This is a genomic window from Streptomyces sp. NPDC021100, from assembly GCF_044333095.1.
GTDB lineage: Bacteria > Actinomycetota > Actinomycetes > Streptomycetales > Streptomycetaceae > Streptomyces.
Map to the genome: position 1 here is coordinate 140133 of NZ_JBIRQH010000014.1, position 15086 is coordinate 155218.

At 71.9% G+C, this 15086-nt stretch carries 14 protein-coding genes; 11 read left to right on the forward strand and 3 right to left on the reverse strand.

Going from position 1 to position 15086, the window contains the following annotated elements; translation table 11 throughout:
• Positions 1 to 35: 35 nt before the first annotated feature.
• The 6 genes from shc to ACH4PU_RS24140 all read left to right on the forward strand — a co-directional run bounded on the left by shc (position 36) and on the right by ACH4PU_RS24140 (position 8377).
• A complete protein-coding gene (gene shc, locus ACH4PU_RS24115; RefSeq protein ID WP_398275642.1) occupies positions 36 to 2057 on the forward strand; it encodes a squalene--hopene cyclase in 2022 nt (673 codons plus the stop codon).
• Positions 2057 to 2713 (forward strand): 1-hydroxy-2-methyl-2-butenyl 4-diphosphate reductase, encoded by a 657-nt coding sequence (locus tag ACH4PU_RS24120; RefSeq protein ID WP_398275645.1) that lies wholly within the window; start codon positions 2057 to 2059, stop codon positions 2711 to 2713. The genes shc and ACH4PU_RS24120 overlap by 1 nt, the downstream gene beginning before the upstream one ends.
• Before the next feature lie 5 nt (positions 2714 to 2718).
• Positions 2719 to 3741, forward strand: a complete 1023-nt coding sequence (gene hpnH, locus ACH4PU_RS24125; protein ID WP_398275648.1) for an adenosyl-hopene transferase HpnH — start codon at positions 2719 to 2721, stop codon at positions 3739 to 3741.
• Positions 3742 to 3745: 4 nt separating this feature from the next.
• Entirely contained in the window at positions 3746 to 4903 is a 1158-nt protein-coding gene (ispG, locus tag ACH4PU_RS24130; RefSeq protein ID WP_398275651.1) for a flavodoxin-dependent (E)-4-hydroxy-3-methylbut-2-enyl-diphosphate synthase, read from the forward strand.
• Positions 4904 to 5054: 151 nt separating this feature from the next.
• A complete protein-coding gene (gene dxs, locus ACH4PU_RS24135; protein ID WP_398275654.1) occupies positions 5055 to 6950 on the forward strand; it encodes a 1-deoxy-D-xylulose-5-phosphate synthase in 1896 nt (631 codons plus the stop codon).
• Positions 6947 to 8377 carry an aspartate aminotransferase family protein gene (locus tag ACH4PU_RS24140; protein ID WP_398275657.1) on the forward strand — a complete coding sequence of 477 codons (1431 nt, stop codon included), beginning with the start codon at positions 6947 to 6949 and terminating at the stop codon, positions 8375 to 8377. The genes dxs and ACH4PU_RS24140 overlap by 4 nt, the downstream gene beginning before the upstream one ends.
• A 248-nt stretch (positions 8378 to 8625) precedes the next feature.
• Here the strand turns inward: ACH4PU_RS24140 and ACH4PU_RS24145 are convergent, their stop codons facing one another.
• Positions 8626 to 9420: a tyrosine-protein phosphatase gene (locus tag ACH4PU_RS24145; protein ID WP_398275660.1), complete on the reverse strand. Its 795-nt coding sequence runs from the start codon at positions 9418 to 9420 to the stop codon at positions 8626 to 8628.
• A 168-nt stretch (positions 9421 to 9588) separates the two neighbouring features.
• Here ACH4PU_RS24145 and ACH4PU_RS24150 point away from each other — a divergent pair, with 168 nt between their 5' ends.
• The gene (locus tag ACH4PU_RS24150; RefSeq protein WP_185942191.1) at positions 9589 to 10380 is read left to right on the forward strand and encodes an SGNH/GDSL hydrolase family protein; all 792 of its coding nucleotides are present in this window, start codon (positions 9589 to 9591) and stop codon (positions 10378 to 10380) included.
• A gap of 115 nt (positions 10381 to 10495) precedes the next feature.
• Here the strand turns inward: ACH4PU_RS24150 and ACH4PU_RS24155 are convergent, their stop codons facing one another.
• The gene (locus tag ACH4PU_RS24155) at positions 10496 to 10966 is read right to left on the reverse strand and encodes an ATP-binding protein (RefSeq protein ID WP_224346886.1); all 471 of its coding nucleotides are present in this window, start codon (positions 10964 to 10966) and stop codon (positions 10496 to 10498) included.
• Positions 10967 to 11112: 146 nt separating this feature from the next.
• On the opposite strand from ACH4PU_RS24155, the gene ACH4PU_RS24160 reads away from it, so the two are divergent.
• The 3 genes from ACH4PU_RS24160 (at position 11113) to ACH4PU_RS24170 (ending at position 13456) form a co-directional block, all read left to right on the forward strand.
• The gene (locus ACH4PU_RS24160; RefSeq protein WP_004941346.1) at positions 11113 to 11979 is read left to right on the forward strand and encodes a helix-turn-helix transcriptional regulator; all 867 of its coding nucleotides are present in this window, start codon (positions 11113 to 11115) and stop codon (positions 11977 to 11979) included.
• Between the two features lie 3 nt (positions 11980 to 11982).
• On the forward strand, positions 11983 to 12243 hold the full coding sequence (locus ACH4PU_RS24165; protein WP_398275665.1) for a DUF397 domain-containing protein: 261 nt from the start codon (positions 11983 to 11985) through the stop codon (positions 12241 to 12243).
• 385 nt (positions 12244 to 12628) lie between these two features.
• Positions 12629 to 13456, forward strand: coding sequence for an SAM-dependent methyltransferase (locus ACH4PU_RS24170; protein ID WP_398275668.1), 828 nt, complete (start codon positions 12629 to 12631; stop codon positions 13454 to 13456).
• On the opposite strand, the gene ACH4PU_RS24175 is transcribed toward ACH4PU_RS24170, so the two are convergent.
• Positions 13440 to 14012, reverse strand: a complete 573-nt coding sequence (locus ACH4PU_RS24175; protein WP_398275671.1) for a carboxymuconolactone decarboxylase family protein — start codon at positions 14010 to 14012, stop codon at positions 13440 to 13442. The two genes, ACH4PU_RS24170 and ACH4PU_RS24175, sit on opposite strands and share 17 nt — an antisense overlap.
• 260 nt (positions 14013 to 14272) lie before the next feature.
• Here ACH4PU_RS24175 and ACH4PU_RS24180 point away from each other — a divergent pair, with 260 nt between their 5' ends.
• Positions 14273 to 14920: an alpha-ketoglutarate-dependent dioxygenase AlkB family protein gene (locus ACH4PU_RS24180; RefSeq protein WP_398275674.1), complete on the forward strand. Its 648-nt coding sequence runs from the start codon at positions 14273 to 14275 to the stop codon at positions 14918 to 14920.
• Positions 14921 to 15086 lie beyond the last annotated feature (166 nt).

Below are 15086 nucleotides of genomic sequence, written 5' to 3' on the forward strand. Positions count from 1 at the left end.
CGGCAGAGAAGCAACTCACTGCATTAGGGGAAACCATGACAGCGACGACCGACGGCGCCGGGGCACTGCTGCCCCGTGCGGCCGAGGCCGGTCACAGCGCCATCGCTGTGACAGAAGTGAAGGAGGAGGCGGCCGGCGGAGCACCGGCCGCCGTCCGCGCCGCCGCCGAGCGGGCCACCGCCCGGGCGACCGAGTACCTCCTGTCCCACCAGAACGAGCAGGGATGGTGGAAGGGCGACCTGGAGACCAACGTCACCATGGACGCCGAGGACCTGCTGCTCCGCCAGTTCCTGGGCATCAGGGACGACCGCACCACCCGCGCCGCCGCCCGCTGGATCCGCTCCCAGCAGCGGCCCGACGGCACCTGGGCCACCTTCCTCGGCGGGCCGGGGGAGCTGTCCGCCACCGTCGAGGCGTACGTCGCCCTCCGGCTCGCCGGGGACGCCCCGGACGAGCCGCACATGGCCGCCGCCTCCGCCTGGGTCCGCGAGCGCGGCGGCATCGCCGCCACCCGGGTCTTCACCCGCATCTGGCTGGCCCTCTTCGGCTGGTGGAAGTGGGAGGACCTCCCGGAGATGCCTCCGGAGATCATGTTCCTCCCCAAGTGGATGCCGCTGAACATCTACGACTTCGCCTGCTGGGCCCGGCAGACCATCGTGCCGCTCACCGTCGTCGGCGCCCACCGGCCCGTACGGCCCGCGCCGTTCGCCCTCGACGAGCTGCACACCGACCCCCGCCGCCCCAACCCGCCGCGCCCGCCCGCGCCGGCCGCCAGCTGGGACGGCTTCTTCCAGCGCCTGGACAAGGCGCTGCACGCCTACCGCAGGGTCGCCGTCCGCCCGCTGCGCCGCGCGGCGCTCAACGCCGCCGCCCGCTGGATCGTCGAACGCCAGGAGAACGACGGCTGCTGGGGCGGCATCCAGCCCCCGGCGGTCTACTCCGTCATCGCCCTCCACCTCCTCGGCTACGACCTGGACCACCCGGTGCTGCGCGCGGGCCTGAAGTCGCTGGACCGCTTCGCCGTCTGGCACGAGGACGCCGACGGCGAGCCGGTCCGGATGATCGAGGCGTGCCAGTCCCCGGTCTGGGACACCTGCCTGGCCACCATCGCGCTCGCCGACGCCGGCCTCGCCCCCGACCACCCGGCGCTGGTCAAGGCCGCCGACTGGATGCTCGACGAACAGGTCCTGCGGCCCGGCGACTGGTCCGTGCGGCGCCCCCGACTGGAGCCCGGCGCCTGGGCGTTCGAGTTCCACAACGACAACTACCCTGACGTCGACGACACCGCCGAGGTGGTGCTCGCGCTGCTGCGCGTCCGGCACCCGGACCCGGCGCGCGTCCAGGAGGCCGTCCGGCGGGCCATGCGGTGGACCGTGGGCATGCGGTCGAGGAACGGCGCGTGGGCCGCGTTCGACGTCGACAACACCAGCCCCTTCCCCAACCGGCTCCCGTTCTGCGACTTCGGCGAGGTCATCGACCCGCCCTCGGCGGACGTGACCGCCCACGTGGTGGAGGCGCTGGCCGTCCTCGGCAAACAGCACGACCCCCGGGCCCGCGGGGGCATCGAGTGGCTGCTCGCCGAACAGGAGGAGTGCGGCGCCTGGTTCGGCCGCTGGGGCGTCAACTACGTCTACGGGACGGGTGCGGTGGTCCCCGCCCTCGTCGCCGCCGGCCTCCCCGGCTCCCACCCCGCCCTCCGGCGGGCCGTCGCCTGGCTGGAGAGCGTCCAGAACGCCGACGGCGGCTGGGGCGAGGACCTCCGCTCCTACCGGGACGCCGACTGGATGGGGCGCGGGGAGTCCACCGCCTCCCAGACCGCCTGGGCCCTGCTGGCCTTGCTGGCAGCGGGAGAGCGGGACAGCCCCGCCGTCGAACGCGGGGTGGCCTGGCTGGCCGGGACCCAGCGCCCGGACGGCTCGTGGGACGAGCCCTACTTCACCGGTACCGGCTTCCCCTGGGACTTCTCCATCAACTACCACCTGTACCGGCAGGTGTTCCCGCTCACGGCCCTCGGCCGCTACCTGCACGGCGAACCCTTCGCTGCCCGGGAGGCGTGATGACCCCCGGCACGGAACCACCCGTAGCGCCCCTGCTGGTCGCCTGCGCCCTGGGCATCGAGCGCCTCGCCCTGCGCGGCGGCCGGCACGGCGCGGCGGGCTCCGCCACCATCCTGCGCACGGGCATGGGCCCGCAGGCGGCGGACCGTGCCGTGACCGCGGCGCTCGGCGGCGACGGCAGGTACGCCGCGCTCGCCGACGCCGCCGTGATCGCCACCGGCTTCTGCGCCGGCCTCGCCCCCGGGATGCACCCCGGGGACCTGGTCGTCGCCGACGAGACCCGGGACGCCGAGGGGTACACCGAGTGCGCCGGTGTGGAGCTCCTCGCCAAGGAGCTCGCCCGGGTGGTACCCAGGCGGACCATCCACACCGGCCCACTGGTAGGTTCCGACCATGTGGTGCGCGGGGCGGAACGATCCGCCCTGCACGCCTCGGGAGCGCTCGCGGTGGACATGGAGTCCGCCGCCACGCTCAGAAGCGCCGTCCGGGCCGGTCCGCGTCCGGTTGCGGCCGTCCGAGTGGTCGTGGACGCTCCCGAACACGAGCTTGTCCGCATCGGGACCCTGCGCGGTGGAATATCGGCATTCCGCGTGCTGCGCACCGTCCTTCCGGCCTTTTTTGCATGGCACCGTTCTTTGCTGCTCCCCAGGAGGTGAGCCAGATGGCAATGCCGCTTCGTCAGTCCATCCGCGTCGGTACCTATCTCGCTGAACAGAAGCTGCGCAGGCGGGAGAAGTTCCCGTTGATCGTGGAACTGGAACCGCTCTTCGCGTGCAACCTCAAGTGCGAGGGCTGCGGCAAGATCCAGCACCCGGCGGGGATCCTGAAGCAGCGCATGCCGGTGGCGCAGGCGGTCGGCGCGGTGCTGGAGTCCGGCGCGCCGATGGTCTCCATCGCCGGCGGCGAACCCCTGATGCACCCTCAGATCGACGAGATCGTGCGGCAGTTGGTGGCCAAGAGGAAGTACGTCTTCCTCTGCACCAACGCGATGCTGCTGCGCAAGAAGCTCGACAAGTTCACGCCCTCGCCGTACTTCGCGTTCGCGGTGCACATCGACGGGCTGCGCGAGCGGCACGACGAGTCCGTGGCGAAGGAAGGCGTCTTCGACGAGGCGGTGGCGGCCATAAAGGAGGCCAAGCGGCGCGGCTTCCGGGTCACCACCAACTCGACCTTCTTCAACACCGACACCCCTCAGACCATCGTCGAGGTGCTCAACTACCTCAACGACGACCTGAAGGTGGACGAGATGATGATCTCGCCCGCCTACGCCTACGAGAAGGCCCCCGACCAGGACCACTTCCTGGGCGTCGAGCAGACCCGGGAGCTGTTCTCCAAGGCGTTCTCCGGCGGCAACCGGAAGCGGTGGCGGCTCAACCACAGCCCCCTCTTCCTGGACTTCCTGGAGGGCAAGGCCGACTTCCCCTGCACCGCCTGGGCCATCCCCAACTACTCGCTCTTCGGCTGGCAGCGCCCCTGCTACCTGATGAGCGACGGGTACGTGCCCACCTACCGGCAGCTGGTCGAGGAGACCGACTGGGACAAGTACGGCCGCGGCAAGGACCCGCGGTGCGCCAACTGCATGGCGCACTGCGGCTACGAGCCCACCGCCGTACTGGCGACCATGGGCTCGCTCAAGGAGTCGCTGCGCGCCGTCCGCGAGACCGTCTCGGGCAACCGGGACTGACGCCGTGACGACGGTTTCGCTGGGAACGCCGTCCGTCCCCGCCCGGATCGCCGTCCGCCGGCCCAGCCGGCGGATCCGGGTCGGGTCGGTGGCGGTGGGCGGGGACGCGCCGGTGTCGGTGCAGTCGATGACGACGACGCGGACGTCGGACATCGGTGCGACGCTCCAGCAGATCGCGGAGCTGACCGCCTCCGGCTGCCAGATCGTGCGGGTGGCGTGTCCGACGCAGGACGACGCGGACGCGTTGAAGGTGATCGCGGCGAAGTCGCAGATCCCGGTGATCGCGGACATCCACTTCCAGCCGAAGTACGTGTTCGCGGCGATCGACGCGGGCTGTGCGGCGGTGCGGGTCAATCCGGGGAACATCAAGCAGTTCGACGACAAGGTCAAGGAGATCGCGAAGGCGGCCTCGGAGGCCGGCACGCCGATCCGCATCGGGGTGAACGCGGGGTCGCTGGACCGGCGTCTGCTGCGGAAGTACGGCAAGGCCACTCCCGAGGCGCTGGTGGAGTCGGCTTTGTGGGAGGCGTCGCTGTTCGAGGAGCACGGCTTCCGCGACATCAAGATCTCCGTCAAGCACAACGACCCGGTGGTGATGGTCAACGCCTACCGGCAGCTCGCGGCGCGGTGCGACTACCCGCTGCACCTGGGTGTGACGGAGGCGGGTCCCGCCTTCCAGGGGACGATCAAGTCGGCGGTGGCGTTCGGTGCGCTGCTGGCGGAGGGCATCGGCGACACCATCCGCGTCTCGCTGTCGGCGCCGCCGGCGGAGGAGGTCAAGGTCGGCATCCAGATCCTGGAGTCGCTCAACCTGCGTCAGCGCCGGCTGGAGATCGTCTCGTGTCCGTCGTGCGGGCGGGCGCAGGTGGACGTGTACAAGCTGGCGGACGAGGTGACCGCGGGTCTGGAGGGCATGGAGGTGCCGCTGCGGGTGGCGGTGATGGGCTGCGTGGTCAACGGTCCGGGTGAGGCGCGTGAGGCGGACCTGGGTGTGGCGTCCGGCAACGGCAAGGGGCAGATCTTCGTCAAGGGCGAGGTCATCAAGACCGTCCCCGAGTCGAAGATCGTCGAGACCCTCATCGACGAAGCGATGAAGCTGGCCGGTGACATGGCGGCGGCGGGTACGCCCTCCGGGCCGCCCGCCGTCACCGTGGCCGGCTAGCGAGGACCGACACGGGACCCGGCGCGAGGGGCCGGGGACGACCCGGGGAGCCGACGGGGCCGGAGGGTGCCCGGAGAGATCCGGACGGCACGGAAGGCCCGGTCGGGGACCCGGAACAGACAAGGCCGACTGAGCTAAGGAGGGGGCCGGCGTGTCGTTGCTGGAGAACATCCGCGGTCCGCGGGACCTGAAAGCGCTGGGCGCGGAGGACCTGGACGAACTGGCGGAGGAGATCCGCCACTTCCTGGTGCACGCCGTCGCCAGGACCGGCGGCCACCTCGGCCCCAACCTCGGCGTCGTCGAGCTCACCATCGCGCTGCACCGCTCCTTCGACTCGCCCTCCGACCGCGTCCTCTGGGACACCGGACACCAGTCGTACGTCCACAAGCTGCTGACGGGCCGTCAGGACTTCTCCAAGCTCCGCAGCAAGGGCGGCCTCTCCGGCTACCCCTCCCGCGAGGAGTCCGAGCACGACGTCATCGAGAACAGCCACGCCTCCACCGTCCTGAGCTGGGCCGACGGCCTCGCCAAGGCCAACCAGGTGCTCGGCCACTGGAACCGGCATGTCGTCGCCGTCATCGGCGACGGCGCCCTCACCGGCGGCATGGCCTGGGAGGCGCTCAACAACATCGCCGCCGCCAAGGACCGGCCGCTGATCATCGTCGTCAACGACAACGAGCGGTCGTACGCCCCCACCATCGGCGGCCTCGCCGACCACCTGGCCACCCTGCGCACCACCGACGCCTACGAGCGGTTCCTCGCCCACGGCAAGGAGACGATCCAGGGCCTGCCGCTGATCGGCAGGCCCCTCTACGAGTCGCTGCACGGCGCGAAGAAGGGCTTCAAGGACGCCTTCGCCCCGCAGGGCATGTTCGAGGACCTCGGCCTGAAGTACCTCGGGCCGATAGACGGGCACGACATCGCCGCCGTCGAGTCCGCGCTGCGCCGCGCCAAGCGCTTCCACGGGCCCGTCCTGGTGCATGTGCGGACGGAGAAAGGGCGAGGCTACCGGCCCGCCCTGGAGGACGAGGCCGACCGCTTCCACACCGTCGGCGTGATGAACTCGCTCACCGGCGCGCCGCTCACCCCCGCCACCGGCACCTCGTGGACCTCGGTCTTCGGCGACGAGATGGCCCGCATCGGCGCCGAGCGGCCGGACGTGGTGGCGCTCACGGCCGCGATGCTCCATCCCGTCGGCCTGACGAAGTTCGCCGAGCGCTTCCCGGAGCGGGTCTGGGACGTGGGCATCGCCGAGCAGCACGCCGCGACGTCCGCGGCCGGGCTGGCGACGGGCGGGCTGCACCCGGTCTTCGCCGTCTACGCCACCTTCCTCAACCGGGCCTTCGACCAGGTGCTGATGGACGTCGCCCTGCACCGGTGCGGCGTCACCTTCGTCCTCGACCGGGCCGGTGTCACCGGCACCGACGGTCCGTCGCACAACGGCATGTGGGACATGTCCGTCCTCCAGGTCGTCCCCGGCCTGCGGATCGCCGCCCCGCGCGACGCCACCCGGCTGCGCGACCAGCTCCGCGAGGCCGTCGACGTCTCCGACGCCCCCACCGTCGTCCGCTTCCCCAAGGCGACCGTCGGGGCGGACATCCCGGCGGTGGACCGCGTCGGCGGCATGGACGTCCTGTACCGCGCGGAGACGTCCGCGGAGACGTCCGACGACGTGCTGCTCGTCTCCGTCGGGACCATGGCCGAGGTCGCGCTGGAGGCCGCCGACCTGCTGGCCGCCCGCGGCACCGGCTGCACCGTCGTCGACCCGCGCTGGGTCAAGCCGGTCGACCCCGGACTGCCCGCCCTCGCCGCCGGACACCGGATGGTGGCCGTCGTCGAGGACAACAGCCGCACCGGCGGCGTCGGCTGGGCCGTGGCCCAGGCGCTGCGCGACGCGGACGTCGACCTGCCCGTCGAGACCATCGGCATCCCGGAGCAGTTCCTCGCCCACGCGAAACGCTCCGAGGTGCTGGCCGACCTGGGCCTCACCCCCGCCGAGATCGCCGGCCGGATCAGCGCGGTCCTGGCCCGCAAGGAGAACGCATGACCGTCGGACCCACCGAGGACACCACCGCCATCGAGGACACCACCACCAAGGGCTTCGACCTCGCCCGGCTGCTCGCCGAGCGCGGGGGCGAACGGTACGAGCTGCACGCCCGGCACCTCAACCACCAACTGCCGCGGATGCTGCACACCATCGGCTTCGACAAGGTCTACGAGCGGGCCGAGGGCGCCTACTTCTGGGACGCCGACGGCGACGACTACCTCGACATGCTCGCCGGCTTCGGCGTGATGGGCCTCGGCCGCCACCACCCCGTCGTCCGCAAGGCCCTGCACGACGTGCTCGACGCCTCCCTCGCCGACCTCACCCGCTTCGACTGCCCGCCGCTGCCCGGCCTGCTGGCCGAGAAGCTGCTCGCGTACACCCCGCACCTGGACCGGGTGTTCTTCGGCAACAGCGGTACGGAGGCGGTCGAGACGGCTTTGAAGTTCGCCCGGTACGCCACCGGCAAGCCGCGCGTCCTCTACTGCGCCCACGCCTTCCACGGGCTCACCACCGGCTCCCTGTCCGTCAACGGCGAGAGCGGGTTCCGCGACGGCTTCGCCCCGCTGCTCCCGGACACGGCGATCGAACTGGGCGACCTGGACGCGCTGGAGCGGGAGCTGCGGCGCGGCGACGTCGCCGCGTTCGTCGTCGAACCCGTCCAGGGCAAGGGCGTCCACCTGCCCCCGCCCGGCTTCCTCCGCGCCGCGCAGGAACTGCTGCACCGGCACAAGGCGCTGCTCATCGCCGACGAGGTGCAGACGGGGCTGGGCCGTACGGGGAAGTTCTTCGCCTACCAGCACGAGCAGGGCGTCGAGCCGGACCTGGTGTGCGTGGCCAAGTCGCTGTCCGGCGGCTACGTCCCCGTCGGCGCCACCCTGGGCAAGGACTGGATCTTCAAGAAGGTCTACTCCTCCATGGACCGCGTCCTCGTCCACTCCGCCAGCTTCGGCTCCAACGCCCAGGCGATGGCGGCCGGACTGGCCGTCCTGTCGGTGATGGAGGACGAGCGCGTCGTCGAGAACGCCCGTGACACCGGTGATCTGCTGCGGTCGCGGCTGTCCGCCCTCGTCGACAAGTACGAGCTGCTGCACGACGTCCGCGGCCGGGGGCTGATGATCGGCATCGAGTTCGGCCGGCCGAAGTCGCTGGCGCTGCGCGGGCGGTGGACCATGCTGCAGGCCGCCCGGAAGGGGCTGTTCGCGCAGATGGTGGTGGTGCCGCTGCTCCAGAAGCACCGGATCCTGACGCAGGTGTCGGGGGACCACCTGGAGGTCATCAAGCTGATTCCGCCGCTCGTCATCGGGGAGCGGGAGGTCGACCGCTTCGTCGCGGCGTTCACCGCCGTGATGGACGAGGCGCATGGGGGCGGGTCGTTGATGTGGGACTTCGGGCGGACGCTGGTGAAGCAGGCCGTGGTGAACCGGTGAGGGGTGCCCCGGTCCCTCCCCCAGAGGGGGCACCCCCACTTCGCCGATTCCCGGGGGCAAGCCCCCGGACCCCCGAAACCGCGCTTCGCGCGGTTGTCCTCAAGTGCCGGACGGGCTGAATTCCGGCCCGGGCGCACGATTCAGCCCGTCCGGCGATTGAGGGCGAGCGGCGAAGCCGCGACAAGCGGGGTCTGGGGCCGCAGCCCCAGGAAACGGCGAAAGGGCGGGACCGGGGCACCCTCAGGCCGTCAGGCCGTCAGCAGACGCTCCCGCAGCCGCTCCCGGTCCTCCGCCGGGAACCCCAACCCCTCGGAGAGGTACCGCTCCACCGACCCCCACGTCTCGTCGATCGTCGCGAACGCCTCCGCCAGATACTCCGCCCGCGCCGCGAACAACGGCGAGAGCAGCTCCGTCACTTCCGCCGGCAGAGCGACCTTCCGCCGCACCGGGAACCGCCGGTGCGGTGCGTCGGACAGCAGGTAGTCCGCCTCGACGGCGTCGCGTGGGACGCCGAGGGCGAGGAGGGTGACGGCGACGGCGAGGCCCGCCCGGTCCTTGCCGGCGGCGCAGTGCAGGAGGGCGGGGACGTCGCCGTCGGCGAGGGTGCGCAGGACGCGGGCGTGTTCGGTGGTGCGGTGGGTGATGATCGACCGGTAGGAGGCGGTCATGCGGGCGGCGGCGCGGCCGTCGGAGAGGACGGTGCGTAGTTGCTCCGGGGTGCCCTGGTGGACCATCCGCCAGAACTCGTCGCCGTCCGCCTGGTCGCTCATGGGGATGTTGACGTACCGGACGCCGGGCAGCGGCACGTCCGGGCCCTGGCTCGCGATGTCGGCGGCGTTGCGGAAGTCGAGGACGGTGTGCAGGCCGAGCGAGCCCAGGAACGCCGTGTCCGGCCCGGTGGCCCGCGCGAGGTGGCCGCTGCGGAAGAGGACGCCGGGCCGTACGCGCCGTCCGTCGGCGGCCGGGAGGCCGCCCAGGTCGCGGAAGTTGCGGACCCCCGCGAGCAGGGGTTCGGTCGTGGGGACCTGCGGCGTCTGGGGCACGGGCGCTCCTCGGGTCGTCGGCGGCGCCGAGGGGCACACGGCGCCGCTCCGACCTTACGTCCGCCTTATTCCGCATGAGGTGACTCAATCGGGGTGGGATACATCACGGCACGTCAACCCCTGGTTACGGTGGCGTAGGTCACTCACGAGCAGGAATGATGTGCTGACGTGGCAGACGATTCGAATTCAATGAGCAAGAGCGCGATCGGGTCGTACGCAGCCGTCGGGGACAGCTTCACCGAGGGCGTCGGCGATCCGGGGCCCGGCGACTCGTTCATCGGCTGGGCCGACCGACTGGCCGTACTCCTGGCCGACGAGCGGGAGGAACACACCTTCCGGTACGCCAACCTGGCGGTGCGCGGCAGGCTGCTCGACCAGATCGTCGAGGAGCAGGTGCCGCGGGCGAAGGAGCTCGCGCCCGATCTGGTGACGTTCTGCGCGGGGGGCAATGACATCCTGCGGCCGGGTTCCGACCCGGACGACGTGGCCGAGCGGTACGAGGCGGCGGTGGCCGATCTCCGGGCCTCGGTCGGCACGGTGCTGGTGTGCACCGGCTTCGACACCCGGGACGTGCCGCTGCTGAAGCACCTGCGGGGCAAGATCGCCACGTACACGGCGCACGTCCGTGCCATCGCCGACCGGCACGACTGCCCGGTGCTCGACCTCTGGTCGCTGCGCTCGGTGCAGGACCGGCGGGCCTGGAGCGAGGACCGGCTGCACCTCTCGCCGGACGGGCACACCCGGGTGGCGCTGCGGGCCGCGCAGGTGCTGGGCCTGGCGGTGCCCGCCGACCCGGACCAGCCGTGGCCGGCGGAGGACCAGCGGACGCCGGCCGAGGTGCGGCGGGACAACATCCACTGGGCGCGGGAGCACCTGGTGCCGTGGATCGGGCGGCGGCTGCGCGGGGAGTCGTCGGGCGACCACGTGGAGCCGAAGCGGCCGGATCTGCTGCCGCTGTAGCTGTCCACGGGGCGGACGGCGCACGGATCGGGCCCCGGTCCTTTCCCGTGAGGGGGAAGGGCCGGGGCCCGATCCGTCGGATGCGGTCCTCAAGTGGAGGGGGCGGGCGTCCCGCCTATGGACAGAGCCGCCGGTGCGGCAGGTCGGCCCAGACGATCCGGCCGCGCCCCGCGTCGTCCGGCCGTACCCCCCACGCCTGTGAGAGGGCGCCGACGAGCAGCAGTCCCCGTCCGCTCTCCTCGTCCGTCCCGCTGAAGCGCGCCCGCGGTTCGGTGGGGGCGCAGCCGTGGTCCGCGACCTCTATGCGCACCAGGGCCTCGTTCACCCGCAGATGGCAGCTGACCTTGTCGCTGTCCGTGTGCCGCACCGCGTTGGTGAAGAGTTCCGACACCACCAACCGGGCGTCGTCGCAAGCGGTTTCGTCGATGCCCCATTCCCGCAGCCGGGTGAGGACTCGTCTTCGCGCCTCCGCCACCGAGGCGTTGAGGGCCGGGAAATTGAACCCGTAGGCGTAGGCGGCCTGCGGGCGCCCGCCGAAGCAGCCGCCGCGGCGCCCCAGCAAAGGTGCGTCTTGGGAGGGGACCACTCCGCAACTATGTGCGATGCGAGTCAGGTGTGGCAAGCTTCAGTCTGTAAATTGCAGAATCGAAAGCACAGCCTGTCGGCTTTGCGAACTGCGTGGCACACTGCTGGGCATCAGGACGGCAGTTGGCGCGGCAGGAGGAGGGGACAGTGGGGGACGCGCGGCCGGCAGGGGCTCCGACCGTGCTGCGTGTCGTACTCGGCAAGCGGCTGCACGATCTGCGGGAACAGGCGGGGCTCTCCTTCCAGGAGGCGGGCCGGGCGCTCGACGTCACGCACGCCACCATCCGCCGGATGGAGAAGGCCGAGGTCGGCCTGAAGGTCCCGTACGTGGAGAAGCTGCTGCGGATCTACGGCGTCGAGGACCCCGCCGAGGTCGAGGGCTTCCTCGCCCTCACCCGGGAGGCCAACCGGCCCGGCTGGTGGCACCGCTTCCGGGACGTGCTCCCCGAGTGGTTCAGCGCGTTCGTCAGCCTGGAGGGGGAGGCCAACCTCATCCGCGCCTACGAACCGCACTACGTCCCCGGGCTGTTGCAGACGGAGGCGTACGCCCGCGCGGTGCTCCGCGCCGGGCAGCCGCACGCGCCGGACGCCGAGATCGAGCGGGCCGTCACCGTCCGCCGCGAACGGCAGAACCTGCTCGTCCGGGAGAAGGCGCCCCTGCTGTGGGTGGTGATGGACGAGACGGTGCTGCGCCGCCCCATCGGCGGCCCCGAGGTGATGCGGGCCCAGGTGGACCGGCTCATCGAGGCCACCGCCTTGCCGAACGTACGGCTCCAGGTCATCCCGTACGCCGCCGGGCCGCACCCGGCGATGTACGGGCCGTTCCACATCTTCCGGTTCCCCATCGAGGAGCTCCCGGACATCGCGTACGCCGAAAACCTCATCGGCGCCTCCTATTTCGACCAGCGCGAGGACGTCTCGGCCTTCCTGGAGGCACTGGACCGGATGTGCGCGCAGGCCGCGCCGGCACACACCACCAAGGCATTCCTGGGTGGCATTCGTAAGGAGATCTGAACCATGGATCGCATATACAACGGCATGCCCGCCACCGACCTCGGCACCGAGGGCTGGCGCAAGCCGTGGAGCGGCGGCAACGGGGGAAGCTGCGTCGAGGTCATGCGCCTGAGAGACGGCCGGGTCGCCCTGCGCCAGTCCACGGACCCGGAGGGGCCCGCGCTGATCTACACGCACAGCGAGATGGAGACGTTCATCAGGGGGGCCAAGGCCGGCGAGGCGGACTTCCTGCTCGCCGGCGCGGCGGAGGGGCCGCGGCCGTGAGCGGCGGAGCGGTGGCGGGCCGACGGCCGGGCGGCGCACGGTGCTTCGGCGCCTTTCGGAGCGCGCCGCGCCGCTGACGACGGCAGAGGCGTCCCGCTCCGCCGGTGCCGCGCACCGGACGAGACGAGGGGTCCGCACGGCGGGGACCCCGGCGTCGTCCCGGTGCCGCGGCGCCCGTACGGTGAACCGCGGGCCACGGGGGTGCCGGCGGTGAATCGGCGGGTACGGCGGAGTGGGGCTCGAACAGGGGAAGCGGTACGGCCGTCGGCCGGTCCGGGGGAGGGGAACCCGCCGGACGGGCCACGGGGCCGGACCGTCGCACGACCGCAACGACCGGAATCGGCCGGGCACTTGCGGGATCCGCACAGTTCGGAAGGGGCAGGGAGTGACGGAGCAGGGCACGGGCGGCGGGGGATTCGCGGCCGAGGAGATCGACACCAGCCGGCCGCACCCGGCCCGGATGTACGACTACTACCTGGGCGGCTGGGACAACTACGAGGTCGACCGCGCCGCGGCGGAACGTTTCATCGAGGTCATACCCGACATACGCCCCGGCGCCCGGGCCAACCGCGACTTCCTGCTGCGCGCGGTGCGCAAGGTCGTCCGGAGCGGTGTGCGCCAGATCATCGACATCGGCACCGGCATCCCCACCTCCCCCAACACCCACGAGGTGGCGCAGGAGGCCGACCCCGACGTCCGCGTCGTCTACGTCGACAACGACCCGATCGTGGCGACGCACGCCGGGGCCAAGCTGACCAACAACGGCAACGCGAGCTTCCTGCTCGCCGACGTGCGGGAACCGGAGCGGATTCTCGCCCACCCCGAGCTGCGCCGCATGATCGACTTCGATCAGCCGGTGGCCCTGCTGCTCGTCGCCCTCCTGCACTTCATCCCGGACGAGGAGGACCCGGCCGGGATCGTCACCGCCCTGGCCGAGGCGCTGCCCGAGGGGAGCTGCCTCGTCCTCAGCCACGGCACCACCGACTTCCACAGCGAGGCCGCCCGGGCCGCCGCGGACGCCTACAAGAACGCCACGGCCTCGGTGACGCTGCGGACGTACGCGGACATCGTCCCGTTCTTCGACGGCTTCGAGCTGCTGGACCCCGGCGTCGTCCAGGTGCCGCTCTGGCACCCGGACGGCGAGCCGCCGACCCCGGCGGAGCTGGCCAAGGTCGGGTTCTACGGCGGGGTGGGGATCAAGGGCGGCCGGTGACCGGGCCCCCGGCCGGGATGTCACAGCTGTCCTTGAAGCCCTGACTGGTCAGTCCCAGCGCGGCGTTGGTGCGGGAGCGGAGGTTCTCGACCGAGATCATCTGGGTCAGCTCGACGAGCTGGGCGTCGTCCAGGTGCTTCCGCAACCGCTCCACCAGGGCGTCGTCCACCGTCGGAGGAGTCGCCGTCATCGCCTCCGCGTACTCCAGCACGTCGCGCTCCAGCGGCGTGTAGACGTCGCTGTCGCGCCAGCGCGGGACGTCGCGCAGCTTCTCGTGCGCCATGCCGTGCTGCCGGTTCTCCCAGTAGCCGAAGTCCATGCACCACGAGCAGCCGATGGACGCCGCCGAGGCCATCACGGCCAGCGCCTTGAGGCCCGGGTCGAGCCGCTTCCAGCGGCCCACGGCCAGCTCGAAGACGGAGGTGGCCAGCAGCACCCCGCCGTGGTGGCCCATGGCGAGCAGCGGGTCGAGCACCTTGCCGTAGGCGCGGCGGCAGTACCGGGCGGCGAGGCGGGTCAGTGGGGTGGCGGGCGGGTTCAGGGAGACGCGGGCCATGGCGGTGCCGTTCCTCTCGGGTCGCTCGGACCGGCGGCGGGACGTGCGTTCCGGCCGCCGGGTCCGTGTTTTGCGGTCGCTTGCGATCGCTTGGAATCGCTCGTGACGCTTGTGGTCGCTTGTGGTCGCTTGTGGTCGCTTGCGGGAGGGGGACGGGCGAGGGCGCGCGGATGTGACAGGTTCGGGGAAGAGAATTCCCGGGCCGTCGCGTGTTTCGGGCCCCCGCCCTTCGTACGACCGGGTGCGCCTAGCCTGGACCCATGCACGACGAGCTGTTCCCCCGGGCGCCGGCCGAGGTGGCGCCGGGAGCCGTGCACGTCCCCGGCTGGCTGGACGAGGCCGCCCAGCACCGGCTCCTCCGGGCCTGCCGGGAGTGGGCGAGACCGCCCGCGGGCCTGCGGGCCGTCCGGATGCCGAACGGCGGCGAGATGTCCGTCCGCACGGTGTGCCTGGGCTGGCACTGGTACCCGTACGGGTACGCCCGGACGGTCGTCGACGGCGACGGCGCCCCGGTCAAGCCGTTCCCCGACTGGCTCGGCGCGCTGGCCCGGGACGCGGTGGCGCGCGCGTACGGGACGCCGGCCGGCCCCGAGCCGTACGACATCGCGCTGGTCAACTTCTACGACGCCGGCGCCCGGATGGGCCTGCACCGCGACGGCGACGAGCGGTCCGCCGCCCCCGTCGTCTCGCTCAGCCTCGGCGACTCCTGCGTCTTCCGGTTCGGCAACACGGAGACCAGGACGCGCCCGTGGACGGACGTCGAGCTGCGCAGCGGCGACCTTTTCGTCTTCGGCGGACCGTCCCGGTTCGCGTACCACGGGGTGCCCCGGACGTTCCCGGGCACGGCTCCGGCGGGGCTCGGGCTGACCGGGCGGCTGAACGTCACGCTCCGGGTCAGCGGGTTCTGAGACGGGGACCAACGAGTTGTGAGGCGTTTGCATTAGCCCGCGTCTGCAACTATTGTCGGAGCAGCTAAGCGGCGCATGCAAATAGGCGTGCGGTGCGGCCCCGGCCCGGCGGGCCCAGACCCCGCCGCGTACCCGGCCGCGCGGCCCCTTCGACGCGTCTCCCCGC

Excerpts from the sequence above, each read along its gene's own strand:
- hpnH (WP_398275648.1), top strand. The coding sequence starts at position 2,719 with ATGGCAATGCCGCTTCGTCAGTCCATCCGCGTCGGTACCTATCTCGCT.
- shc (WP_398275642.1), top strand. The coding sequence starts at position 36 with ATGACAGCGACGACCGACGGCGCCGGGGCACTGCTGCCCCGTGCGGCC.
- ACH4PU_RS24165 (WP_398275665.1), top strand. The coding sequence starts at position 11,983 with ATGGATCGCATATACAACGGCATGCCCGCCACCGACCTCGGCACCGAG.
- ACH4PU_RS24120 (WP_398275645.1), top strand. The coding sequence starts at position 2,057 with ATGACCCCCGGCACGGAACCACCCGTAGCGCCCCTGCTGGTCGCCTGC.
- ACH4PU_RS24140 (WP_398275657.1), top strand. The coding sequence starts at position 6,947 with ATGACCGTCGGACCCACCGAGGACACCACCGCCATCGAGGACACCACC.
- ACH4PU_RS24175 (WP_398275671.1), bottom strand. The coding sequence starts at position 14,012 with ATGGCCCGCGTCTCCCTGAACCCGCCCGCCACCCCACTGACCCGCCTC.
- ACH4PU_RS24180 (WP_398275674.1), top strand. The coding sequence starts at position 14,273 with ATGCACGACGAGCTGTTCCCCCGGGCGCCGGCCGAGGTGGCGCCGGGA.